Origin of the sequence: Kocuria kalidii (genome assembly GCF_044462225.1) — a bacterium.
In the GTDB taxonomy this organism is placed as follows: domain Bacteria; phylum Actinomycetota; class Actinomycetes; order Actinomycetales; family Micrococcaceae; genus Kocuria; species Kocuria kalidii.
This window is the reverse complement of sequence record NZ_JBISWJ010000076.1, coordinates 46,755-70,487: the sequence shown is the minus strand read 5'-3', so window position 1 is coordinate 70,487 and position 23,733 is coordinate 46,755. Positions and strand designations below refer to the sequence as shown.

Annotated in this window: 20 protein-coding genes and 1 pseudogene; 11 read left to right on the top strand and 10 right to left on the bottom strand. The window is 73.1% G+C overall.

The window, feature by feature from the left end:
- Positions 1 to 183 precede the first annotated feature (183 nt).
- Positions 184 to 672 carry a DUF3237 family protein gene (locus ACH9D3_RS11145; protein WP_396410953.1) on the top strand — a complete coding sequence of 163 codons (489 nt, stop codon included), beginning with the start codon at positions 184 to 186 and terminating at the stop codon, positions 670 to 672.
- 157 nt (positions 673 to 829) lie between these two features.
- On the opposite strand, the gene ACH9D3_RS11140 is transcribed toward ACH9D3_RS11145, so the two are convergent.
- A complete protein-coding gene (locus ACH9D3_RS11140) occupies positions 830 to 1,453 on the bottom strand; it encodes a TetR family transcriptional regulator C-terminal domain-containing protein (RefSeq protein WP_396410952.1) in 624 nt (207 codons plus the stop codon).
- A 229-nt stretch (positions 1,454 to 1,682) separates the two neighbouring features.
- Between ACH9D3_RS11140 and ACH9D3_RS11135 the strand changes: the two genes are divergently transcribed.
- Positions 1,683 to 3,638: a primary-amine oxidase gene (locus tag ACH9D3_RS11135; protein WP_396410951.1), complete on the top strand. Its 1,956-nt coding sequence runs from the start codon at positions 1,683 to 1,685 to the stop codon at positions 3,636 to 3,638.
- Between the two features lie 177 nt (positions 3,639 to 3,815).
- Here ACH9D3_RS11135 and ACH9D3_RS11130 read toward each other — a convergent pair whose 3' ends face one another.
- The 4 genes from ACH9D3_RS11130 to ACH9D3_RS11115 form a co-directional block, all read right to left on the bottom strand.
- Positions 3,816 to 4,169 carry a DUF1048 domain-containing protein gene (locus tag ACH9D3_RS11130; protein WP_396410950.1) on the bottom strand — a complete coding sequence of 118 codons (354 nt, stop codon included), beginning with the start codon at positions 4,167 to 4,169 and terminating at the stop codon, positions 3,816 to 3,818.
- Positions 4,148 to 4,501 (bottom strand): helix-turn-helix transcriptional regulator, encoded by a 354-nt coding sequence (locus ACH9D3_RS11125; protein WP_396410949.1) that lies wholly within the window; start codon positions 4,499 to 4,501, stop codon positions 4,148 to 4,150. Before ACH9D3_RS11125 ends, ACH9D3_RS11130 begins: the two co-directional genes overlap by 22 nt.
- Positions 4,502 to 4,657: 156 nt before the next feature.
- Positions 4,658 to 5,704 (bottom strand): App1 family protein, encoded by a 1,047-nt coding sequence (locus ACH9D3_RS11120; RefSeq protein WP_396410948.1) that lies wholly within the window; start codon positions 5,702 to 5,704, stop codon positions 4,658 to 4,660.
- Between the two features lie 256 nt (positions 5,705 to 5,960).
- On the bottom strand, positions 5,961 to 6,863 hold the full coding sequence (locus ACH9D3_RS11115) for a LysR family transcriptional regulator (RefSeq protein ID WP_396399938.1): 903 nt from the start codon (positions 6,861 to 6,863) through the stop codon (positions 5,961 to 5,963).
- A gap of 178 nt (positions 6,864 to 7,041) precedes the next feature.
- Between ACH9D3_RS11115 and ACH9D3_RS11110 the strand changes: the two genes are divergently transcribed.
- The 3 genes from ACH9D3_RS11110 to ACH9D3_RS11100 all read left to right on the top strand — a co-directional run bounded on the left by ACH9D3_RS11110 (position 7,042) and on the right by ACH9D3_RS11100 (position 11,271).
- Positions 7,042 to 8,439, top strand: coding sequence for an MFS transporter (locus ACH9D3_RS11110; RefSeq protein WP_396410947.1), 1,398 nt, complete (start codon positions 7,042 to 7,044; stop codon positions 8,437 to 8,439).
- A 313-nt stretch (positions 8,440 to 8,752) separates the two neighbouring features.
- Positions 8,753 to 9,673 carry a 3-hydroxyisobutyrate dehydrogenase gene (mmsB, locus tag ACH9D3_RS11105; RefSeq protein WP_396410946.1) on the top strand — a complete coding sequence of 307 codons (921 nt, stop codon included), beginning with the start codon at positions 8,753 to 8,755 and terminating at the stop codon, positions 9,671 to 9,673.
- A 38-nt stretch (positions 9,674 to 9,711) separates the two neighbouring features.
- Complete coding sequence (locus ACH9D3_RS11100) at positions 9,712 to 11,271, top strand: CoA-acylating methylmalonate-semialdehyde dehydrogenase (RefSeq protein ID WP_396410945.1); 1,560 nt, start codon at positions 9,712 to 9,714, stop codon at positions 11,269 to 11,271.
- A 140-nt stretch (positions 11,272 to 11,411) separates the two neighbouring features.
- Here the strand turns inward: ACH9D3_RS11100 and ACH9D3_RS11095 are convergent, their stop codons facing one another.
- On the bottom strand, positions 11,412 to 11,972 hold the full coding sequence (locus ACH9D3_RS11095; protein WP_396410944.1) for a MarR family transcriptional regulator: 561 nt from the start codon (positions 11,970 to 11,972) through the stop codon (positions 11,412 to 11,414).
- Positions 11,973 to 12,119: 147 nt separating this feature from the next.
- On the opposite strand from ACH9D3_RS11095, the gene ACH9D3_RS11090 reads away from it, so the two are divergent.
- Together ACH9D3_RS11090 and ACH9D3_RS11085 are read left to right on the top strand one after the other, a co-directional pair.
- On the top strand, positions 12,120 to 12,770 hold the full coding sequence (locus ACH9D3_RS11090; protein ID WP_396410943.1) for a hypothetical protein: 651 nt from the start codon (positions 12,120 to 12,122) through the stop codon (positions 12,768 to 12,770).
- A 198-nt stretch (positions 12,771 to 12,968) separates the two neighbouring features.
- Positions 12,969 to 13,163 (top strand): hypothetical protein, encoded by a 195-nt coding sequence (locus tag ACH9D3_RS11085; RefSeq protein ID WP_396410942.1) that lies wholly within the window; start codon positions 12,969 to 12,971, stop codon positions 13,161 to 13,163.
- On the opposite strand, the gene ACH9D3_RS11080 is transcribed toward ACH9D3_RS11085, so the two are convergent.
- The 3 genes from ACH9D3_RS11080 to ACH9D3_RS11070 form a co-directional block, all read right to left on the bottom strand.
- Entirely contained in the window at positions 13,142 to 13,615 is a 474-nt protein-coding gene (locus ACH9D3_RS11080) for a DoxX family protein (RefSeq protein ID WP_396410941.1), read from the bottom strand. The two genes, ACH9D3_RS11085 and ACH9D3_RS11080, sit on opposite strands and share 22 nt — an antisense overlap.
- A gap of 23 nt (positions 13,616 to 13,638) precedes the next feature.
- On the bottom strand, positions 13,639 to 15,012 hold the full coding sequence (locus tag ACH9D3_RS11075) for an acetamidase/formamidase family protein (RefSeq protein ID WP_396410940.1): 1,374 nt from the start codon (positions 15,010 to 15,012) through the stop codon (positions 13,639 to 13,641).
- A 353-nt stretch (positions 15,013 to 15,365) separates the two neighbouring features.
- A complete protein-coding gene (locus tag ACH9D3_RS11070) occupies positions 15,366 to 16,250 on the bottom strand; it encodes a hypothetical protein (RefSeq protein ID WP_396410939.1) in 885 nt (294 codons plus the stop codon).
- 493 nt (positions 16,251 to 16,743) lie between these two features.
- On the opposite strand from ACH9D3_RS11070, the pseudogene ACH9D3_RS11065 reads away from it, so the two are divergent.
- Together ACH9D3_RS11065 and ACH9D3_RS11060 are read left to right on the top strand one after the other, a co-directional pair.
- Positions 16,744 to 17,921, top strand: a pseudogene (locus ACH9D3_RS11065) (acyl-CoA dehydrogenase family protein).
- A gap of 248 nt (positions 17,922 to 18,169) precedes the next feature.
- Positions 18,170 to 19,387 (top strand): MFS transporter, encoded by a 1,218-nt coding sequence (locus ACH9D3_RS11060; RefSeq protein WP_396410938.1) that lies wholly within the window; start codon positions 18,170 to 18,172, stop codon positions 19,385 to 19,387.
- Positions 19,388 to 19,609: 222 nt separating this feature from the next.
- On the opposite strand, the gene ACH9D3_RS11055 is transcribed toward ACH9D3_RS11060, so the two are convergent.
- Positions 19,610 to 20,917 carry a heparan-alpha-glucosaminide N-acetyltransferase domain-containing protein gene (locus ACH9D3_RS11055; protein WP_396410937.1) on the bottom strand — a complete coding sequence of 436 codons (1,308 nt, stop codon included), beginning with the start codon at positions 20,915 to 20,917 and terminating at the stop codon, positions 19,610 to 19,612.
- Positions 20,918 to 21,370: 453 nt separating this feature from the next.
- Between ACH9D3_RS11055 and ACH9D3_RS11050 the strand changes: the two genes are divergently transcribed.
- Together ACH9D3_RS11050 and ACH9D3_RS11045 are read left to right on the top strand one after the other, a co-directional pair.
- Entirely contained in the window at positions 21,371 to 22,120 is a 750-nt protein-coding gene (locus ACH9D3_RS11050; RefSeq protein ID WP_396410936.1) for a winged helix-turn-helix domain-containing protein, read from the top strand.
- The gene (locus ACH9D3_RS11045; RefSeq protein ID WP_396410935.1) at positions 22,120 to 23,649 is read left to right on the top strand and encodes an ATP-binding protein; all 1,530 of its coding nucleotides are present in this window, start codon (positions 22,120 to 22,122) and stop codon (positions 23,647 to 23,649) included. The genes ACH9D3_RS11050 and ACH9D3_RS11045 overlap by 1 nt, the downstream gene beginning before the upstream one ends.
- The last annotated feature ends 84 nt before the right edge of the window (positions 23,650 to 23,733 follow it).

Below are 23,733 nucleotides of genomic sequence, written 5' to 3'. Positions count from 1 at the left end.
CCGGGACCGCCGGAATCGTTCGCGGGGGGAGCGTCGGGCTGCCAGGGGGCCGGCCGCCGGGGAGGGTGCGAAGTCATGTGCCCAGGGTAGTTCCCGGTGCCGAACCACAGCGTCCGGGACGCCCTGCACGGCCCGCCGACCGTGGGGCAGGTCGCGTTCCGTGCGGGGCTGTAGTTTGTGCCCATGACCGACGCGCCCACGACCGACGTGCCCACACCGCCCGCGCTGACCTGGTTCGCCTCCGTCGACGTCCAGGTGGACCGCCCCATCGACATCGGCACCACGACCGACGGCGTGCGCCGCGTGGTCCCCATCCGCGGCGGGCAGGTGCGCGGCGACGGGTGGCACGGCACCGTCCTGGACGCGGGAGCCGACTTCCAGCAGTACTCCTCCCCCTCCACGGCCTACCTCGTCGCCTCCTACGTCCTGGAGATCGACGGCGGGCCGCGGCTCCTGGTGGAGAACCGCGCGCTCCGCCACGGCAGCCCCGAGGCCCTGGAGCGCCTCGTGAAGGGCGAGACCGTGGCACCCGAGGAGATCTACTTCCGGTGCGTCCCGCGCATCACCGCGCCCGAGGAGTCGGACCTGGCGTGGGTCAACTCGCGCCTGTTCATCGGCACCGGCACCCGTCTGCCCGACCGGGTCCAGCTGGAGTTCTTCACCGTCGAGTGAGTCCGGCGACCGCACCGGTCGCACCGCGGCACGAGGAGCACGGCCCCGGGGCCCAGCGCACCACCCCGGCCCGGGGCCGCGCCCTGGCGGCCGGCACCGATGCAGCCGCGGCGCACCGGCCGACCCGGCTCCGGACCGCCGACAGTCGCGGAACCGGTCAGGTGCCGGCGCCCGGCACGGCTCCGCCGGGGTGCGCCCGCAGCGCGTCCAGCTGGGCCCGCAGCTGCTGCTCCAGGCGGTGGGGGGAGCCGACGTCCGGATCCAGTGCGGCGGTGATCTGGGCGCCCAGCAGGAAGGTCAGCAGCGCCTCCACGGCGGTCGGGACGTCCACCCGGGGGGCCAGGTCGCCGGCGTCCCGGGCCTGCACCAGCCACCCGGCCATCGACTCCCGCCACTGCGCCATGGAGCGGTTGTTGAGCTCGGCCCGGCCGGCGTCGTGGGCCGCCTCCTGCCAGAACGGGATGACCACGCGCGCCTCGTCCAGCCGCACGGCGTCCAGCGGGAGCACCTGCCGGCAGAAGGCCTCCAGCGCCGCCAGTCCGGTCCGTCCGGCGGCGGCCCGGGCCACGCGCTCGTTGGTGCGGTCGAAGACGTAGGTGTAGGTGGCCGCGATCAGGTCCGCCTTCGTGGCGAAGTAGGGCTTCAGCGCACCGTTGGCATAGCCGGCCTCGGCCGCGATCTGGCGCATTGTCGCCCCCGAGAGCCCGTTCCGGGCGATGATCCGCCAGGTCGCCTGGACCAGTTCCCGGCGCCGCGTCTCGTGATCCACCACCTTGGGCATCCGGTGGGCTCCTTTCCCTGCACGTCCCATCTTGGCACCGTCGCCGAGCACCGTCGTCGAGCAGCGTCGTCCTGGCACCGTCGTCGGGCCCGGGAGCGGACAGGGGGTCTTGCCAGGTCCGCCGGCCCAATCTATTCTCTACAGACGTAGAAACAAAAGTGACTCAGCTCACGCCGCGCAGTCCGCGTTGTCGCTCCACTCCTGCTGCGCCCCACGAAAGGACCCGGGAATGCCCCTCGCCGACACCCGCACCACCGCCGAGCTCGGCGCCTACGCCCTGCAGACGCCCGAGGAGATCAGCACCGTCCGAGCCGTCCTGGAGGAGGCCGGGCACTTCCCCGACTCCGCCCGCATGGCCTACCTCGGACTGGTCGAGCCGGCCCGGGGCACTCCCGCGGACGCCGCCGTGAACCGGCGGTTCCGTGTCTTCCTGCTCGACGTCGACGACGGCCGGCCCAAGGACGTCGTCGTCTCCGCCACCGACCGGCGGATCGAGTCCGTAGTCGAGCTCGACACCGAGGTCACCGGCGAGCTGCCCGTGCTGGAGGAGGAGTTCGAGATGGTCGAGCAGATCCTCTCGACGAACGAGGATTGGCTGGCCGCCCTGGACCGCCGCGGCCTGGACGTGGCCCAGGTGCGGGTGGCGCCCCTGTCGGCCGGCGTCTTCGAGTACCCGGAGGAGAAGGGCCGGCGCATCCTGCGCGGTCTGGCCTTCCTGCAGGAGCACGAGGAGGACTCGGCCTGGGCCCACCCCGTCGACGGGCTGGTGGCCTACGTGGACGTCACGAACCACGCCGTGGACCAGGTCCTGGACATCGGCGTGATGCCGGTCCCCGAGGAGCACGGCAACTACACCGACCCGGAGCTCACCGGGCCGCTGCGCACCACCCAGAAGCCGTTCGAGATCACCCAGCCGGAGGGCCCGTCCTTCACCGTCACGGGCGGCAATCACGTGGAGTGGGAGAAGTGGAGCCTGGACGTGGGCTTCGACATGCGCGAAGGCCTGGTCCTGCACAACATCGCGTTCGACGACGACGGGAAGACCCGGCGCATCCTCGACCGGGCCGCGATCGCCGAGATGGTGGTCCCCTACGGCGACCCCTCGCCCGTGCGGTCCTGGCAGAACTACTTCGACACCGGCGAGTACCTCGTGGGCCAGTGGGCCAACTCCCTGGAGCTGGGCTGCGACTGCCTGGGCGACATCACCTACCTGTCCCCCGTGGTGGTCAGCGGCCGCGGCGAGCCGCGCGAGATCCGGAACGGCATCTGCATGCACGAGGAGGACTGGTCCGTCCTCGCCAAGCACACCGACCTGTGGAGCGGCGTGGCCTACACCCGGCGCAACCGCCGCCTGGTGATCTCCTTCTTCACCACCGTGGGCAACTACGACTACGGGTTCTACTGGTACCTGTACCTGGACGGCACCATCGAGTTCGAGGCCAAGGCCACCGGCGTGGTGTTCACCTCGTCCCTGCCGGACGGGCCCAGCGACTACGCCTCCGAGATCGCCCCGGGCCTGGGCGCGCCGTTCCACCAGCACCTGTTCTCCGCCCGGCTGGACTTCGCCCTCGACGGCGGTCCGTGCCGGGTCGAGGAGGAGGACGCGGTCCGGCTGCCGGTGTCCGAGCACAACCCCCGCGGCAACGCCTTCACCCGCAGGCGCACCGTGCTCGCCAACGAGCAGGAGGCGATGCGCGACGCCGACATGTCCGTGGGCCGCACCTGGGTGGTCTCCAGCGCCGAGTCCTACAACCGGCTCGGCGAACCGGTCGGCTACAAGCTGCACCCGGAGGGCATGCCCACGCTGCTGGCTGCCGAGGGCTCCCCGATCCACCGCCGGGCCACCTTCGCGACCAAGGCGCTGTGGGTGACCCCGTACGAGGAGACCGAGCGGTACCCGACCGGCGACTTCCCGAACCAGCACAGCGGTGACGGCGGGCTACCGGAGTGGACCGGCCGGGACCGCAGCGTCGACGGCGAGGACATCGTCGTCTGGCACACGTTCGGGCTGACCCACTTCCCGCGGGTCGAGGACTGGCCGATCATGCCGGTGGACACCGTCGGGTTCCGGCTGCGCCCGGAGGGCTTCTTCGACCGCTCGCCGGTCCTGGACGTCCCCGCACCCACGCCCGGGCACTGCTGCTCCGGCGGCGCGGAGGCGGAGCACGGCTGCTCCTGCCACTGAGCCCGCTCCGACCGGCCCCGCACCGACCGCTCCCGCCGGTGCGGGGCCGGTCGGTGCGGTTCCAGTGGCGCGGCGCCGGCGGGGCGGGGCCGTGGGGCGGTGCTGCCGTCCGGCCCGACGGCCGGCGCGGGGCCCCGCCGCCGGCTCACCCGGTGCACCGGGTGCGCCGGACCGCCGTCAGCGCGCTCCCTCGCGTTCCTCGGCCTGCGCGATGGCGTCGGTCAACCGCCGCCGCTCCTTGCTCAGCCAGTCCCCGTCCGAGTAGGTCCGCAGGAACGTCTCGGCGAACTCCACGGGGTCGTCCCCCACGATGCCCCGGACCGGGGTCCCGCGCGCGGCGCTCTGCTCGAACAGGTCGACGAGGTCATCCAGCATCGACATCAGGCCCTCGGCGCTCCACGACCTGGAGTACGTCAGGTACCGCTCCAGCGCCTCGACCGCGTCCCGGTAGTGCGCCGGGAGCCGGGCCGCACGAGCCCGGTACTGCCGGTACTGCCGCTTGTCGCCGATCACCTTCGAGATGATGAACATGACTGACCGCCTCCTTCACGGAGCTGTTCCAATCGTTCCGAGAGGAAGCTCCAGGTCCTCCAGAACTCTTCGAGCACTTCCCGGCCCTGCGCGTTGAGGGAGTACACCTTGCGCGGCGGCCCCTTCTCGGACGGGACCTTCTCCACGTCGACGAGGCCGCGCTGCTCGATCCTCAGCAGCAGCGCATAGACGGTTCCCTCGGCGATGTCGGTGAATCCCTGCTCGCGCAGCCACGCCGTGATCTCGTAGCCGTACGCCGGTCGCCCGGACAGGACGGCCAGGACGATCCCCTCCAGGATGCCCTTGAGCATCTCCGTCGCCTGCTTGCCCACCTGCCACCCCCGACAACTACTCAGCGTTATTGACTACCAGTACAGAGTAACGCTGAGTAGTGGACGTGACAAGCGCCACGGCGCGAACGGCCCGCAGGCGGCGGCGAGGGATGCCGGCCCCGGCCGTCGGCGGGGCGCCCGCCGTCGTCGACGCGCTCAGGCGCCGGCCGGCGGGCGGTGGCGCAGCGCGTCGCGCAGCAGTGGCAGGAGCTTGTCCCCGTCGGCGCCGCGCAGGACGGGCACTCCGTTGACGGAGCTCTTCTCCTGATCGGCGCTGTCCGGTGCGCCCGGCCGGACCTGACGCAGGGCGAGGGCCGCCACGCGGTCGGGGTGGGTCTTCGCGAGCTCGCCGTAGATGTCGGGGTCGTGCTCGCCGTCGTCCCCGACGAGCACCCAGGTGACGTGGGGCAGGTCCTCCACCAGGCGGGCGAGGGAGGAGGACTTGTGCTCCCGGCCGTCACGGAACCAACGGTGCGGGGTGACTCCCCAGTCGGTCATCAGGACGGCCCCGGCCGGGAAGTCGTGGCGCGCCAGGAACCGGGTGACCGGCCCCACGAAGTTCCAGGGGCCGTTGCTCAGGTACACCACCCCGGGATGGTCCTGGCCCTCGACGGCGGTCCGCAGCAGCCGCGCCATGCCCGGCACCGACTGCCGGGTCGAGCTGGAGCCGGACAGGGTGCGCCAGCTCGCCCGGACCGGGTGCGAGATGCCGGTGACCCAGACCGTGTCGTCGATGTCGCAGATCACCCCGCGCACCGGTTCGCCGCTCATGACGTGCACGGTCGCCGGCACCTGCTCGCGGCCGTCGAGGTGCAGCAGAGCGGTGCTGGTGCCCGGGGCCAAGGGGGTGTCCAACGGCAGTCGGACGTCGACGATGCCGGCGGAGTCGCTGGTGACCGTGGTCGTGGTGCCGGCGAGCTCGATCCGCACCTCGGTCCCGGGGCTCTCCAGGGTGAGCAGGCGCCGCCATCCGGCGATGCCGCGGCGGGCCGCCGGATCGACCGACGCCGGCGCGAGGACGACCCGCCCCAGCACGCGGGCGTGGTCGGCGCCGGCGTAGCCGGAGTACGGGAGGACCGCAGGGGTCCACCCCCGGGCGGCCGCCCGGCGCGCCAGCACGTCCCGGATGCCCGTCTCCGTGCGGTGGGCCACGGTGATCGCGGTCCCGCGGAATCGGCCGGGTGAGAATCTGTTCAGGTCCATCAGCCCACGGTACCCGTGATGGCCGGGTCCGGACCCGGTCCGCCCACGATCCACCTGACGCCCGGCCGGCGAGCAGGGCGTCCGCACCGGCCGGCGCGCCCCGGACGTCCGCCGGCCGGCCGGAGGCTGTCCTCGACGGCACGGTCATGTGGATCCGGCCGGCTCCGCCGTCGTCGGGGCCGTCCCCGGCGTCCCTGCGGCGGACACCGCGCCGGTGACCGCGCCGTGGTCGGCGGGCCGCGAGCACCGGGCGCGCTCAGCGCGGCGCGGCGATCAGCTCGTCCTTCATGTCGGCCACGGCGGCGCGGATCGCCTCCACGACCGCCTGCACGGCGGGCCGGCGCAGCAGGTCCGCCCGGGAGACCACCCAGTACTCCACCGGGAACCACAGCTCCTCGGGGAAGAGCCGCACCAGGTCCCCGGTCCGCTCGGCCAGGTAGCACGGCAGCAGTCCGACGCCCGCACCCGCACGGGTGAGCTCCACGTGCACCACCGACGACGTCGCCCCCACGCCCTGGCGCATCCGCGGGAACCGCCGGCGCGGGATGTCCAGCTCGGCGACGTCCTGCATGGACTCCACGAAGTAGACGAGCGGGTGCTCCTGCACGTGGTCGGGCGTGCGGATGGGCGGGTGGGCCGCGAGGTAGTCCTGCGAGGCGTAGACGCCCAGGGAGTAGTCGGCCAGGTGGAAGGCCTCCTTGCGGGAGACCTCGGGGCGCCCGACGACCACCTCCAGGTCGATGCCCACCGGGTTGGTCTGCGCCCGCCGGGCCGCGTTGATCATCTCCAGCCGCACCCCGGGGTGCTCCTCGATCAGCCGCCGCATGGCGGCGCCCATCACCACGCCGCCGAAGCCGTCCGGGGCCATCGCCCGCACCACCCCGTTGATCGCGCCGCCGCGGACGCCCGCGCCGAGCGGGAGGGAGCCCATCGCGGCCTCGATCTCCTCGCCGGCGGCCACGAACTTCCGGCCCAGCTCGCTGGGCTCCCACATCTCGCCGGTGCGCACGAGCAGCCGGGCACCCACGATCTTCTCGAGCGCGGCCATGCGCCGGGACACGGTGGTGTGGCTGAGGCCGAGGTCCGCGGCGGCCCCGGCGTAGGAGCCGTGGCGGACCACCGCGAGCAGGAGCAGGAGGTCGTCGGCGCCGTGCGACAAGGGGCAGCTCCTCCGTTCGGCGGGGTCCGCACCGGGGAACGCACACGTCCGGGCGACATGTGCATTTTTGCACAGGTACCGCGAGCGCATGGTCATTGTGAAGCGCACCACAGATCCGCACACTGTAGGCAAACATTGTGACTACCGTCACCGTTTCCCCAGGTACAGGAGAACCCCCATGAGCACTGAGGACAGGGTCGCCGCCACGGCGGACCCGAACGACTCGCCCGAGAACCGGGGCGGGCTGAAGAAGGTCGTGGCGGCCTCGATGGCCGGCACGGTCGTGGAGTGGTACGAGTTCTTCCTCTTCGCCACCGCGTCCACCCTGGTCTTCGGCCAGCTGTTCTTCGTGGACACCGGCAACCCGCTGGACGGCATCCTCAAGGCCTTCCTGATCTACGCGGTCGGCTTCATCGCCCGCCCGCTGGGCGGCATCGTCTTCGGCCACTTCGGCGACAAGTACGGGCGCAAGCACCTGCTGCAGATCTCGATCGTCATGGTCGGCGCCGCCACCTTCCTGATGGGCTGCCTGCCCGGCTACGACCAGATCGGCTACTGGGCCGCGGCGATGCTCGTGGTGCTGCGCTTCGTGCAGGGCTTCGCGGTGGGCGGCGAGTGGGGCGGTGCCGTCCTGCTCGTGGCCGAGCACTCCCCCAACAAGGAGCGCGGCTTCTGGTCCAGCTGGCCGCAGGCCGCCGTCCCGCTGGGCAACCTGCTCGCGACCATCGTGCTCCTGACCCTGTCCTTCGTCCTCTCCGAGGAGGCGTTCCTCGCCTGGGGCTGGCGCGTGGGCTTCTGGCTGTCGATCGTCATCGTGGCCATCGGCTACTACATCCGCACCCACGTCACGGACGCCGCGATCTTCAAGGAGGCCCAGCAGGAGGTCCTCGAGGAGAAGTCCGCCGCCTACGGCGTGGGCGAGGTCTTCCGCCGCTACCCGCGCGGCGTCTTCGGCGCCATGGGCCTGCGCTTCGCGGAGAACATCCTCTACTACGTGGTGGTGACGTTCTCGATCACCTACCTGTCCACCCAGCTGGACGTGGACACCAGCCGGATCCTGCTGCTGCTCCTGATCGCGCACGTGATCCACGCGGTCTGCGTGCCGATCGTCGGCCGGTTCACCGACAAGGTGGGCCGCCGCCCGATGTACGCGGCCGGCGCCGTGCTGGGCATCGGCTGGGCGTTCATCGCGTTCCCGATGTTCAACACCGAGAACAGCTTCGTCATCCTCGCGGCGATCACCCTGGGCCTGATGGTCCACGCGCTCATGTACGCCGGGCAGCCGGCGATCATGGCCGAGATGTTCCCCACCCGGATGCGCTACTCGGGCGTCTCCCTGGGCTACCAGGTGACCTCGATCGTCGCCGGCTCGCTGGCCCCGATCATCGCGACCGCCCTGCTGCGCGAGTTCAACTCCTGGGTGCCGATCTCGATCTACATCAGCATCGCCTGCCTCATCACCCTCTTCGCGGTGGCCACGCTGCGCGAGACCAAGGGCATCTCCCTCCAGGACGTCGACGCCGAGGACCGGCGCCGGCTCTCCGAGGAGAAGGCCACCCGGGACCAGGCCCTCTGATCCGCACCGACGTCCCGGCGGGCTCCAGCACGGATCCTCGCCCGCGCCCAGCGGCGGACCGGTTCCCCGGTCCGCCGCTGGGCGCGCCGTGCGTGCACCCCACCGCCCGGCAGCGTGCGGACCGGTGCTCCGCGGGGCGACAGCCCGCCGTTCGGCGGCCCGCGGTCCGGGACCGCACGGTCCGTCACCTCCCACTGCGGCACCTCCCGGTGCCACACCGCCCGGTGCCACACCGCTCCGTGCGACACCGCTCCGTGCGACACGTCGCAGCACGACACCTCCCAGCACGACACCTTCCAGAAGGGACTCCCCGATGACCACCATCACCTGGATCGGCCTCGGCCACATGGGCAATCCGATGTCCGCCAACCTCGCCGCGGCCGGCCACGACGTCCGCGGCCACGACGTCAGCGCCGACGCCATGGCGGCCGCCCGCGACAGGGGCGTGCAGACCTTCGACTCCATGGAGGAGGCGCTGCAGGGCGCCGACGTCGTGTTCACCATGCTCCCCAAGGGCGAGCACGCCCGGGCCGTCTACCTCGGCGACAGCGGCGTCATCGCGCTCGCCCCGAAGGACGCGCTGCTCATCGACAGCTCCACGATCGACGTGGAGACCGCGGAGCACCTCCACCGGGCCGCCGCGGACGCCGGTTTCCGCTTCGTGGACGCGCCGGTCTCCGGCGGGATCAGCGGCGCGGCGGCGGGCACCCTGACCTTCATGGTCGGCGGGCAGCCCGACGTCGTCGAGACCGCCCGGACCTTCATCGAGCCGATGGCCCGCAAGATCGTGGCCACGGGCGAGGCCGGCACGGGCCAGGCCGCCAAGATCGTCAACAACATGATGCTGTTCATCTGCCTCGAGGCCTGCGCCGAGGGCTCGGTGCTCGCCGACCGGCTGGGCCTGGACCCCCAGGTGTTCTGGGACATCGCCTCGGTGTCCTCCGGCAACTCCTGGGCGCTGCAGACCTGGTACCCGGTGCCCGGGATCGTGGACTCCGCCGCGGCCAACGACAACTTCGACGCCACCTTCAGCGCGACCCTCGCCGCCAAGGACGCCGGCCTGGCCCTCATGGCGGGCGAGCAGACCGGTGTGCAGCTGCCCGCGGCCGCCCTCGTGGCCGAGAAGCTGCAGCAGCTCATCGACGAGGGCCTCGGGGACAAGGACTGCTCCCTCATCGCCAAGTACGCCGCGCCGGACGGGAAGATCCCGGGCTGGGACCCGGACCGGGCCTGAGCGGCGCCGAGACCACCACGACCGAGGAGAAGAACACCATGCAGGACACCAAGCAGGGCGCCGAGCGCGCCGCGCAGCGACAGGCCGAGCAGGGCGGCAGGGACCCCGGGGTCACCGGGGCGGTCGTCGAGCACTTCATCGACGGAGCCCGCCACGGCGGCTCCGAGCGCACCGCCGACGTCTACAACCCCGCGACCGGGAAGGTGGCCAGGCAGGTGCTGCTGGCCTCGGCCGAGGAGGTCGCCACCGCGGTGGAGGCCGCCGAGCTCGCCCTGCCCGGGTGGCGGGCCACCGGGATGGCCAAGCGCTCGGCGATCATGTTCAAGGTCGAGAACATCATCCGGGAGCGCACGCCCGAGCTGGCCGCGATCATCACCGCCGAGCACGGCAAGGTCCTCTCCGACGCGGCCGGAGAGATCGCCCGCGGGCTGGAGAACGTGCAGTTCTGCGCGGGACTGATGCACCACATGAAGGGCGAGTTCCTCGAGCAGGCCGCCACCGGGGTGGACGTCCACCAGATCCGCCAGCCGGTGGGGGTGGTCGCGTGCATCACCCCGTTCAACTTCCCCGCCATGGTCCCGCTGTGGATGATCACCACCGCGATCGCGGCCGGGAACACCGTGATCCTCAAGCCCTCCGAGCGCGACCCCTCGGCGGCGGTGTGGATCGCCGAGGCCTTCGCCGAGGCCGGTCTGCCGCCGGGGGTGCTCAACGTGGTGCACGGGGACAAGGTGGCCGTGGACGAGCTGCTGACCAATCCGCTGGTCAAGGCCGTGTCCTTCGTGGGCTCCACCCCGATCGCCAAGTACATCTACGAGACCTCCGCGCAGCACGGCAAGCGCGTCCAGGCCCTGGGCGGGGCGAAGAACCACATGGTGGTCATGCCCGACGCCGACCTGGACGGGGCCGCCGACGCGGCCGTCTCGGCCGCCTACGGCTCGGCCGGGGAGCGCTGCATGGCGGTCTCGGTGCTCGTCACGGTCGGGGACGTGGCCGATCCGCTGATCGAGCGGATCAGCGAGCGGGTGGCCGGGCTGACCATCGGCGACGGCACCGACCCGGCCTCGGAGATGGGCCCGCTCATCACGCAGGCGGCCCTGGAGCGGGTCAACGCCTACGTGGCCGGAGCGGAGGCCGAGGGGGCGACCGTCGTCGTCGACGGCACGGCCCAGGAGTTCGACGGCGGAGGGTTCTTCACCGGCGTCTCGCTGCTGGACCACGTGAAGCCCGGCATGAAGGTCTACGACGAGGAGATCTTCGGCCCCGTCCTGTCCGTGGTGCGGGTCGCGACCTACGAGGAGGCCGTGGCGCTGATCAACACCAACCAGTTCGCCAACGGGGTGGCGGTGTTCACCCGCGACGGCAAGACCGCCCGGCAGTTCGAGTTCGAGATCGAGGTCGGCATGGTCGGGGTCAACGTCCCGATCCCGGTGCCGATCGGCGCGTTCTCCTTCGGCGGCTGGAAGAACTCCCTGTTCGGCGACACCCACATGTACGGGCCGGAGTCCTTCAACTTCTACACCCGCCGCAAGCTCGTCACCACCCGCTGGCCCGAGCCCTCGGAGTCCCAGATCAACCTGGGCTTCCCGACCCACTGACGGATCCGCCGGTCCTTCCGGCACGACGACGCCGGGGCCCGCCCTCCACACGGACAGCGGGCCCCGGCGTGGTCACCTCAGCATGTCGGAGGTCGGTCCGCATACCGGGCGGCGTCCGTCCGGCGGCGCGGGCGCCCGGCTCAGGCGGCCCCGTGGTCCGGGGAGCGGCGGTCCTCGACCTGCTCCCGGTGCCGGGGCCCGTCGTCGGCCTCGACCGCCTCGGTCATGGCGCGCAGGAAGGCGGTCACCGTGGCGGCCTCCTCGGGGCTCAGCCCGCGGGCCACGCGCATCATGCGCTCGTGCATGGCCCCGAGCGTGGAGCGCACCTCGCAGTGGGCCGTGTCGGTGGCGACGATGACCAGCGCCCGCCGGTCGGTGGGGTGCGGGCGGCGCGCCACGTGACCGCTGCGGGACAGCCGGTCCAGCAGCGTGGTGGTCGAGGCGGAGGAGATGCCCAGCCGGCGCGCCAGGTCCCGCGGGCTCAGCGGGGTCCCGGCACGGTCGGCCTCGAGCAGGTAGCGCAGGGCGAGCAGGTCCTTCTCCCCCATGCCCATCGAGTCCCGGGTCCGGAGCCGCATGGCGGACTCGGCGGCGCGGTAGGCCCGCATGGCCTCGAGCACCTCCAGGGCCGGCGGACGACGACCCTCGGTGGCGTACCAGTAGCCGGGCGAGGTCTCAGACGCATCGGACGCATCAGTCATGCTGACAGTCTAGGGGATTTGAAAACTAGGCGTGCGAATAACTAGACAAGCTAACGATCCTCCTGTTCCATGGGAACGGTGCGGTTCCGCGAGGACCCGCAGGCAGACTCCGAGAAACACCGCAGGACACGCGAGGAAGGTCGAGGAATGAGCCAGCAGCACCCCGGATCCACCGACGAGAAGACCGCCCCCTCACCCCTCCCCACGCTCCGGGACGATCCCAGGACGGCGGCCACCGCCCCGGTGCACTGCGGCCGGCCCATGCCGGTGCGCCTCCTCGACTTCGCCGACGTGCAGGACCACGTGAACCACGCCGTGGCCCAGGCGGCCCTCGACGGCCGGCAGGTGCACGCCTGCGAGTGCGGCTTCCTGCAGGAGGCGCCCCTGACCGACGGGCCTGCGGCGTCGATCGTCCCCGACGGCGGCGCGATGCTGTTCCGCCCGTTCTTCACCCGGCGGGTCCTGGCCGCGGCCGGACGGGTCGAGACCGCCGAGTGGTCCTTCGACCAGACCCTGGGAGACGCCGGTCCCCTCGCCGTCCAGGACGCCGAGGACCAGAGCCGGCGCCTGTGGGCCTTCGAGGCCGACCTCGAGGGCGAGCGCTGGCGGCTCGACCAGGCCGTCGAGACCCTGCGGGACGAACTCCGCCTGGCCGTGCGCCACGGCGTGCCGGTGACCCTCCTGGCCCGCGAAGCCGCCCTCGACGAGGCGGACGTCGAGGACCTGCTGCACCCGGGGGAGGTCCCCGCGCAGTCCCGCGCGAGTGAGCCCGCCCCTGCGCTCGCCGCGGCCTGCTGAGCCCCGGGCTGCTGAGCCCCGGCCCGCTGCCGCCGGGTCACTGCCACCGGACCGTTGTCGCCGGGTCACTGTCGCCGGTTTCCCGGTCGCCCGACGCCGGCCGTGGGACCACCGTGGCCGGGTCGCCGCCACGGGTCCGCGCCTTCCGGGCCGCTACGCTGGAGGTGCCCGAAGCACCCGCGCCCCGGAAGGACGCCCGTGAAGTCGATCGTCGCGACCCTGCTCGTCCTGGCCCTGGTGCTGACCTCGGCCGGGGCCCTGCTGACCACCGTGGACGCCCAGGAGTGGCTGCCCGTCGTGGTGCTCGCGGCCCTCGCCTATCTCGGCACGTTCGCCGTGTACCGGCGCGTGCGGGGCCGCTACGCCGACCGTTACGCCGGCCGCCGGGACTGATCCCGGCGGGAGCGGCGCCACGCCCGCCACGCCCCGGTGGACCACAGGGCCCAGAGCACGAGCAGCGGCTGGAACAGCAGCCGCACGGCCCGGGCCCGGTCGGTGTCCAGGCCGAACGCGTCGGTCCGGGTGAGGTACTGCGAGACGTTGCCCGGGAAGACGGCCACGAAGAACGCCGCGGCGAGCCACCCGAGCGCCACCCGCCACCGGGGCAGGACCACGAGCGCGGCGCCGAGGACGATCTCCACCACCCCGGAGCCGAGCACCACGACGTCGTCGGGCACGGGCACGGGCACCCACCGGGGCACCTGGGCGACGAACTCCTCCCGGGCCACCGTGAGGTGACCGATCCCCGCGCCGAGCAGGACGAGCCCGAGGAGCACCCTGCCGATCGTGCGCGGCAGGGACGTGACGGCGGCGTCCGCCCGGGAGGAACGGGAGGAAGGGGTCATGCCCGGAGGCTAGCAGGGCGCGCTCAGGGGCGGTCGAAGTCCGCCTTGCGGATCAGCCCGTGCACGCCGACCGTGCGGTCCACCACCTGGGAGATCGCGAAGTCCGCGGCGGCGGAGAGGTAGGCGTAGGCGACGGCGCGCTCCATGCCCCGGTCCTGCTCCAGGAAGTCGAGGGCGTTGACCACGGCCCGGCGCATCGCCACGTCGAGGTCGGAGCCCTGGCCGCCGGCCGCGCCGTCCGGGTCGGAGAGCCCGATCGGGATCCAGTGCTCGTCCGTCTCCGCGAAGGGGTAGGCGTGGGCCACGGAGGGCGCGTCCCCCTCCCCCGCCTTGCAGACCGTGAGCCGGAACGTGCCGCGCAGCGAACCCTCCATCGCGGTGAGCGCCACCTCGCCGTCCCCCATGGCCATGTGCGGGTCCCCCACGTAGAACAGGGCCCCGTCCGTCTGCACGGGCAGGTAGAACGTGGAGCCCACGCCGAGATGACGGATGTCGATGTTGCCGCCGCCCAGCGTCGGCGGGATCGAGTTCAGCAGGTCGTCGGTGAGTCCGGCACCCTGCTGGTAGGCGACGCCCATCATGCCCATGAACGGCCGCAGCGGGAAGCGGACCCGGCCCCCGCCCATCACGCCCCGGCCCTTCTCGACCGGGGTGAACACCGAGACGGTGCCGTAGTCCTCCGGCTCGCCCGTGGCGCGGCCGTCCGTGCCGACCGGGGGCATGACCTCCTCGAGGGTGATGCCCGCCGCGGGGCCGTCCGCGGTCCGGGGCAGGGCGCCCTTGCCGTGGCGGCTCGAGACCACCCCGTACGGCACGCGCAGGTCGGCGCGCAGCGTCTCGATCTTGAGGACGTCGCCGGGTCGCGCCTCCTCGACGAACACGGGGCCGGTGACCACGTGCGGGCCGTCCCGGTCGAAGTCGCGCTCGGTGCGGTCGTAGTCGCGGGCGATCTCGGTCGCGTCCTCCAGGACCTGCGCACGGGGCACCCCCTGCTCGCCGAAGAACCCCACCGGGTCCCGGCCCTGGTCCTCGAGGATCCCCTCGTGCGAGACGGCGTCGATGGTGACCGTCCGGCCCGAGCCCATCCGCAGCGAGGGCTCGGCGTCCAGGGACGGGACGTAGCCCCACAGCACGCTGTCCACGTCCGAGGGGAGGTAGTGGTCACCGGGGATCGGACCCCGGCCCGACTGGAGGACGGTGCCGCGGAAGCCGGGACGCCCGCCCCGGGGAGCGGAGTGCTGGGCACCTGCGGCCGAGGCGGCGGCGGTGGCCGCGCTCGCCCCGGTGGTGGTGACGGCACCGGCGGCGGCCACGCCGGCGGCCGCCCGGAAGAAGGTGCGCCGCCCGAGCCCGCGCTGGAGTTCGTCGGCGGCTCGTCGTGCGAAGTGCTCACGCATGGGGTGTCTCCCGTGGTCAGAGGCGGGTTCGTGGAACGACTACGACCCTAGGGAGACGGTGTTACGGGTTCGGCGCCCCGGTGTTTCCGCACCGAGACGGCGCCGGGGACTCGCACCGGGAAGCCGCGGCGATTTCGTGCGGCGGGTGCGGGACGTTGGACAGGTCACCGGGCGCCCCGGCCGTGGTGCTACCGGCGGCAGTCGGCCCGACCTCGTTGTCGGGACCGTGCACGGACGCCCGCGTGACCTGCGTCACCCACAGTAGGGTGTCGAGCCGGCTTCTCGCGCCGTCCATGCGAAATATGACGGTTACGAAAGCACATCAATCGGGTGCGACGGTGCGGGCCGGGGCTTCAGGAGAAGTCGGCCTTGCGGATCCGCCCGTGGGCGCCCACGGAGCTGTCCTCCAGCCGGGTGACGGCGAACTCCGCGGCGGTGGAGAGATAGGCCTGGGCGATGGGCCGGTCCATCCCGCGGTCGCCCGCCAGGAAGTCCACCCCGGCGCTCACGGCCCGCTGCATGGCCGCGGTCAGGCAGAACGTGCGCTCGTCGTCGGCGCCCTCCGTCCCCGAGCGCCCGACGACGATCCAGTGCTCGTCGGTCTCGGCGAACGGCTGGCGGTGCGCCACGGAGGGGACGTCCCGGCCGCCGGCCCGGCACACGGTCACCCGGAAGGTGCCGCACAGGGGCCGGCCCGCCGCACCCAGGGCCCGGTGGAGCTCCCGGGGGCAGAAGGCGGCGCCGTCCGCGCGGACCGGCAGATAGGCGGTGCACCCGGCCTCGAGGGGCCCGCCGCACGGGTCGGGGTCCACGACGGCGAGCACCTCGACCTTGAGCGCGTCCCCGGACCGGGCCGCCGGTAGGAGCACCGCTCCCGTGACCGTGTGCGGGCCGATCCCGTCGAGCACGGGGACGCCGGAGCCCTGGTCGTTCTGCCGGTCGCCCTGGTGCCCGTCGGGCCGATCGTTCTGCTCGTCGTCCCCCGGCGCCGCCGCGGCCGGCCCGCCGGGCGTCGAGGCCCCGTCCCGGCCGGGGCCCGCCGCGGGCTGCGGCCGCTGGAAGCCCGGCACGCCCAGCCCGGACGACGGGTGGGCGGCCCGCGCCGCCGCGGCACGCGCCCGGCGCCGCTCGTCCTCGGTCCCCGCGGGCTCCACGGCCGTGCCGCCCACCACCCGCAGGTCCGGTCGCCGCCCGTGCGGCACCACGGGCGCGGGTCCTGGTCCGGCGTGCTCGGTCATGGGGTGCTCCTCGGGGGCGGGGCGAGCGGAACTGCTCCGACAGTAGGAAGTCCGTGTTACTGCCACGGGCACGAGGTGTTTCCGGAGCATGACGGTCCTCATAACGAGACGAAGCATGTCACGGCGGGACGCGCAAGCCCCACTCATGACGATTGCGACGGAAGCGCCCCCGGCCCGGCACCGCCCGCGCGGCGCGCAGGCGGGCACGCCGGGGCGGCCCTCGTCGTCGACCCCCACCACGGCACCGGAGCGCTCGGCGCGCACCGGTGCCGGGACGTCGGCGGCGGTGCGGGGCGGTCGGGTCACGGAAGTCCTCCGGCAGTCGGGCGGATGTTGCACAGATCACATTTCCACGAATCTCTGTGAAACTGCAACTACCTGATGCGCTCGTCCGCGGGTCCGGACGTCGGCCGCTCCCGTCCGCCTGCCGTGCAGGTCCCGGATGCGCCATCCTCGTCAAAGGCACCCGACCGCCCCGATCCCAGGAGGACCCATGACCCCCGCCGCGACCGACCTGCTCGACGTCGAGGCAGACCTCAGCCCGGAGGAGCTCGGGACCCGGGACGCGGTCCGCGAGTTCGTGGACCGGAGGGTCCGGCCGAACATCGCCCGGTGGTACGCCGACGCCGTCTTCCCGCAGGAGATCGTTCCCGAGCTGGCGGAGCTCGGACTGCTCGGCATGCACCTCCGGGGCCACGGCTGCGCCGGGAGGACCGCGGTGCAGTACGGGATCGCGATGCAGGAGCTCGAGGCCGGGGACTCCGGGCTGCGCACGTTCGTGTCCGTGCAGGGCTCGCTCGCGATGTCCGCGATCGCCGAGCACGGCTCCGAGGAGCAGAAGCGGCGCTGGCTGCCCGGCATGGCCGCCGGCGAGATCATCGGCTGCTTCGGTCTCACCGAGCCCACCGCCGGCTCGGACCCCTCGACCATGGCGACCACGGCGGTGCGCGACCGCGACGAGTGGGTCATCGACGGCGCCAAGCGCTGGATCGGTCTCGCCTCGATCGCCCACGTGGCCGTGATCTGGGCCCAGGCCGCCGACGAGAGCGGGCAGGAGCGCGTCCGGGGGTTCCTCGTGCCCACGGACACCCCCGGGTTCACGGCCACGCCGATCGAGCCGAAGCTGTCCATGCGCGCCTCCGTCCAGTGCGACATCGCCTCGAGGGCGTCCGGCTCCCGGCCGACGCCCTCCTGCCGCTGAACCCGGGCCTGCGGGGACCGTTCTCCTGCCTCAACGAGGCCCGCTACGGCATCGTGTGGGGCGTGCTGGGCGCCGCCCGGGACAGTTTCGACGCCGCGCTGGCCTACTCCCAGCAGCGGATCCAGTTCGACAAGCCGCTCGCGGCCTACCAGCTGTCCCAGGCGAAGCTCGTGAACATGGCCCTGGAGATCCAGAAGGGACAGCTGCTGGCGCTGCGGATCGGGCGGCTCAAGGACGAGGGCCGCCTGGAGAACCACATGATCTCGGTGGGCAAGCTCAACAACTGCCGGATCGCGGTCGACGTGTGCCGGGAGGCGCGCACGATGCTCGGCGGCAACGGGGTCACCCTGGAGCACTCGCCCCTCCGGCATGCCGGCAACCTGGAGTCGGTGCGCACCTACGAGGGCACCGACGAGGTGCACACCCTCATCCTCGGCCGGCACCTGACCGGGCACTCCGCGTTCCGCTGACCCCGCGGCCGCCGACCGCCCCGCAGGGCCCGGCCGACCCCGTGCCGGCGTGGTGGGCCGGGCTCCCGCGGGGCAGGGGACGGCGGCAGGGGCACGCGCCGGCGCCGGCCGAGCTGACGAAGATCACACTCCGGGGGCATGGGATGCCCGGGAGGACGCGCGTAGCATCGAAAGTCACCCCCTCCTTTCGCTCGGGCTCGACGACGTGCTCGTTCACCGTCCCTGCGCCCTCTCCGGAAGGACCCGCCGTGTCCGCACCCAGCACCGCCCTGCTCCAGGTCGTCAACGCCCCCGGTCCCGCCGGCACCCGGCTCGCTCTCTTCGCGCTGGCGATGGGCGGCTTCGGCGTGGGCACCACCGAGTTCGCCTCGATGGGCCTGCTGCCGTTCATCGCCGAGGACCTCGGCGCCTCGATCCCCGCCGTCGGCCAGTCCATCTCGCTCTACGCGCTGGGCGTGGTGATCGGCGCCCCGCTCATCACGACCCTGGCCGCCCGGGTGGAGCGCAAGACCCTGCTCCTGGCACTGATGCTCACGTTCGTGGTGGGCAACGGGCTCTCGGCGGCCGCACCCTCCCTCGGGTGGCTGTTCGCCGCCCGGTTCCTCTCGGGCCTGCCCCACGGCGCCTACTTCGGGGTCGCCGCGGTGGTGGCATCCTCCCTGGTGGCCCGTGACCGGCGCGGCACCGCGGTGGCCCGGGTGATGCTGGGGCTGACGATCGCCAACATCGTGGGCGTGCCGTTCGCCGCGGCCCTGGGCGGGGCCTTCGGCTGGCGCTCCGCGTACCTGCTGGTGGTGCTCCTGGGCGCCCTGACCATCGGGGCCCTGGCCCTCTGGGTGCCGCGCACCTGCAACGAGGGCATGGCCTCGGCCCTCCAGGAGGTCCGCGCCCTCGCCCGGCCGCAGGTGGCCCTGACGCTTCTGGCCGGGGCCGTCGGCTTCGGCGGGATGTTCGCGGTCTACACCTACATCTCCCCGACCCTCACCGAGCTCACCGGTCTCGACATCGGCACCGTGCCGTGGGTGCTGGCCGTGTTCGGCGTGGGCATGACCGTGGGCTCGCTGCTGGCCGGCCCGCTCATCGACCGCTCGATCGAGCGCACCGCCCTGGGCGCCGGCGCCGTCTCCGGCGTGGCCCTGGCCTTCTTCGCCCTGTTCGTCCACGTCCCGGCCGCCGCCGTCCTGGGGGCGCTGTGGATCGGCATCATGGGCTCGATCTTCACGACCTCGCTCCAGGTGCGCCTGCTGCGCGAGGCCAAGGACGCCCCCTCCCTGACCGCCGCCATGAACCACGCGGCGTTCAACCTGGCCAACGCCTCGGGCGCCTTCCTCGGGGGCATCGTGATCTCCGCCGGCTGGGGCTACCGCTCCCCCGCGTGGGTGGGCGTGGGCCTGGCCGTGGCCGGGCTGCTCATCCTGGGCTACGCGGCGCAGCGGCGCCGGCACGAGGCGCTCGCGGCCCGGTAGGCACGCCGCACGCCGGGCACACCGTGCGTCGGGCACACCGTGCGTCGGGCACACCGTGCGTGCGGCCCCGGACCGGTCCTGGGCCGCACGCACGTTCGGGCCGGTCCCCATCCGGGCCGGTCCCCGTCCGCGCCGGTCCCTATCCGGGCCGGTCCCCGTCCGGGCCGGTCCCCATCCGGGCCGGACTTCCGTCCGGGCCGAGACGACACCCGGGCTCGTACGTCAGTCCGTGCCACGCTCCCGGGACAGCACGCGACGGCGGGTGACGCGCACCAGCCCGGCCACCAGCCGCTCGAGGGGTCCCTGGCCCATGGCCATGCGCCAGAGGAGGGCGAAGGCCACGGCCACCCCGACGTGGACGAAGAACCACAGCGGCTGGTCGTAGTGCACCTCGGTGGACAGGGCCAGGAGATGGGCGGAGTAGACGGTCAGCGTCATGGCGCCCATGGCGCTCAGGGGCAGCAGCCAGGTCCCGAAGCGGCGGGCGAGCAGGAGGAAGGCGCCCAGCGCGGCCACCGCCGAGCCCAGGCCCAGCAGCAGGGCCGGTGGGGTGTTCGTGTACGGGCCGGCGATCGTCAGCCACCACCAGGTGGTGGTCGGCAGCGTCGGGTCGGGGCCCCACACGATGACGTCGTTGACGAGCTCCGGGTCGAGGCCGGGGGTGCGGTCCACGAGCTGGTCGAAGCCGCCGGCCAGGTCGACGAGCACCCAGGAGGTCAGCGCGGCCGCGACGGCCAGCAGCACCCCGCCGAGCAGCAGCCGGGCCTGGACCCGGATCGCGGCCAGGTCGAGCCGGCCGAGCGCCAGGCCGGTCAGCAGGTACGCCAGGTACGGCAGGGCCGGGTAGGTGCCGGTCAGCAGCAGCTGGGCGGCCGTGGCACCCGGGTCCATGACCAGGTCGGTGAGAGCCGGGTTGGAGCCGCCGGCGGCCGGCAGGACGTCACGGAGGACGTGCACGAGCACCGGTCCGGCCAGGGCGAAGCAACCCGCCCAGGCGAACAGCGCTCCCGCGGACAGACCCAGGAAGGGAATGGTCAGGAGGAAGAAGGCCCCGTAGTAGACGAGGATGTTGACGGCCGGGACCTCGGCGACCGTGTTGCCCGGGATCACCTGGTTGAGCGCCAGGCCCAGACCCGCGATCAGGAGTGCGCGCACGGCCACGCCCGCCCGGTCGGCGGTCATCGGCCGGCCGCTGTGCGGTCTCCGGCCACCGGTGCTGAACGCCAGTCCCACTCCGGCGAGGAGGGCGAACAGGGCGACGGAGCGGCCGGCGAAGACGGTCCACTGCGCGGTGGGCTCGAACGTGTCCGGATCCCACGAGGGCAGGATGTGGATCGCGATCATCCCGATCAGGGCCAGGCCGCGGGCGGCGTCGATCCCCACCAGGCGGCGTTTGCCCGGTGCCGCGACGGCCGGCCCTGCGGCCGAGCCGTCGGTCGAGGCCTCGTCCGCAGGAAGGGCACCGGTCCGCTGCGCGGAGGGTCCCTCCCAGGGGACGCCCCGCGATCGGTGGTCCCGGGAATCGGTCATGACGGCGGCCCCCTCGGCGCATCGCGACGGCGGACCCCCTGCCCACCGGCCCGGACCCGAAGGACCGGTCTGCGCCCCACCCTGGTGTCCGCGCATGTGCCGGATGTATCAGGATGCTGTGGTTCTCCTGTGAAAGGTGACGCGTCCCGGACCGGTGCCCGACCGCCGGCGCGGCCCCGCAGCTCCTGGCCGGGCGGAGGGCACCGAGGAGTCCCGCTGTGAAGTCCCGCCGTGAAGTCCCGCCGTGAAGTCCCGTCGTGAACTTCCGCCGTGACGTCCCACGGTGACGTCCCGCTGGCCGCCCGGTGCTGGTGCCGGGGCTGTGCCGGCGCACGCGGTCTTCCTCCGAGCCGCGGCACCACGGCACAGGCTGCGCACAGCCTGCACAGGAGATGCGCCTAATCTGGTGGGGAAGAGTGGCCGTGTCACGTCCGCCCGGAACCGGGAGCTCCCATGTCCCACGCCTCCAGCTTCTCCGCCCTCACCGAGGTCCTGCCCCGGCTGACCCACCCGGACGGTTCGCCGATCCGGGTGCTGGTCGTGGACGACGAGCCGGCGCTGGCCGATCTCGTGGCCATGGGCACGGGGCTGTGCGGGTGGGAGGCGAGGATCTCCCACGAGGGCTACGACGCCGTCGCCCAGGCCCGCGACTTCGCCCCCGACGTGCTGGTCCTGGACCGGATGCTGCCCGGCCTGGACGGGCTGGAGGTCCTGGCCCGGATCCGCCAGTCCTTTCCGGAGGTGCCGGTGCTGTTCCTCACGGCCAAGGACACCGTGGCCGACCGGATCGAGGGGCTGGCCTCGGGCGGGGACGACTACGTGACCAAGCCCTTCTCGATCGAGGAGGTGCTGATCCGGCTGCACCGGCTCGTCCAGCGCTCCGGGGCCGCCGCCCAGGACAGCGCCACCCTGGTGGTGGGTGATCTGGTGCTGAACATCGACAGCCGCGAGGTCACCCGCGCCGGGGAGCCGATCGAGCTGACCACCACCCAGTTCGAGCTGCTGCGCTATCTGATGGAGAACCCGCGCCGGGTGCTGTCCAAGGCCCAGATCCTGGACAACGTGTGGCACTACGACTTCTCGGGTCAGGCCAACATCGTGGAGCTCTACATCTCCTACCTGCGCAAGCGGATCGACGCCGGCCGCACCCCGATGATCCACACCGTGCGCGGCGCCGGATACGTCATCAAACCCGCGCCCTGATGCCGCACGGCCTCCGGACCCCGCCGACCGGGCGACACCTGCGGCTGTCCACCCGGCTCATCGCCGGGGTCCTCACCCTCATGGCCGTGGTCCTCCTCGTGCTCGGCGCGACCATCGTCGAGCTCACCCGCCAGGACCTCGTCGAGCGGCTCGACGGGTCCTTGCGCCAGGCCACCGGGCGGGCGCTGACCTTCACCGGGGGCGACCCGATCCAGGAGCGGGACCCCCTCGACGCCCCCGGCCAGCCGGTGGGCATCCTGGTCGCCGTGATGCAGGAGGGGGAGGTCGTCACGGCGTCCTACCGCACCGGGTCCGGGGTACCCGCCCCGCTGCCCGAGCGGGACGTCGCGGCGCTGCGGGAGGCGGGCGCCTTCGCCGCCGAGAGGTCCGAGCGCCGAGGCTTCGCAGACCGCCGCCGCTCCACGGGCACGGAGCAGGGCCGGCTCTCCGACGTGGTCCTGTCCGTGGGCGAGTACCGGGTCGAGTCGGTCGCCAAGGGCCCACGGGGACTCGACCGGGTGCTCGTCGTCGGGCTGCCCACGGCGACGGTCGACGACACCGTGGCGGAGCTCGTGACCACCATGGCCGTGGGCAGTCTCGTCGCGCTGCTCACCGTCGCAGTGGCCGGCACCGTCGTCGTGCGCCGCGCCCTGCGCCCGCTGGAGCAGGTCTCGGCCGCGGCGGCCGACGTGGCCCGTCTTCCGCTGGCCTCCGGGGAGGTCTCCCTGGCCGAGCAGCACGTGCCCGCCGAGCTCGCCCGGCCCGGCACCGAGGTCGGGGAGGTCGGTCACGCGCTGAACTCCCTGCTCGGCAACGTCGACTCCGCCCTGGCCGCGCGCCAGCAGTCCGAGACCCGGTTGCGCGAGTTCGTGGCCGACGCCTCCCACGAGCTGCGCACCCCCCTGGCCGCCGTGCGCGGCTACACGGACATGCTCCAGCTCACCGAGCCCCTGACCGACACCGGCCGGACCTCGCTCGCCCGGGTCGAGCAGCAGACCCTGCGGATGACCGCCCTGGTCGAGGACCTGCTGCTGCTGGCCCGCCTGGACGAGGGCCGCCCCCCGGAGCTGCGGAACGCGGACCTCGGCGAACTCGTGCTCGAGGCCCTCACCGACGCCTCGGCCGCGGGCCCCGACCACGACTGGTCCCTGGACGTGCCCCAGGAGCCGGTGCCCGTGCGCGCGGACGTCGTCCAGCTGCACCAGGTGCTGGCCAACCTGCTCTCCAACGCCCGCAAGCACACCCCGCCCGGCACCGCCGTGACCGCGGCCGTGCGGGCCACCCCGGACGGCTGGGCGGAGGCCTCCGTCCTGGACGAGGGCCCGGGCATCCCACGGGAGTTCCAGGCCAAGCTCTTCGAGCGCTTCAGCCGGCTGGACACCTCCCGGGCCTCCCGGGAGGGCAGCACCGGGCTGGGTCTGTCGATCGTCCGCTCGGTGGTCCACGCCCACGGCGGCACGGTGGGCGTCGAGTCCCGTCCGGGACGCACGCGCTTCACCGTCCGGCTCCCCCTGCTGGGCTCCGCCTGAGCCGCCCCCGCCGGGGGGCCTGCCGAGCCGTCCTTCCGAGCCGTCCTCCCACGGACATTCCGGCGTGGGGATACCGTGGAGGAC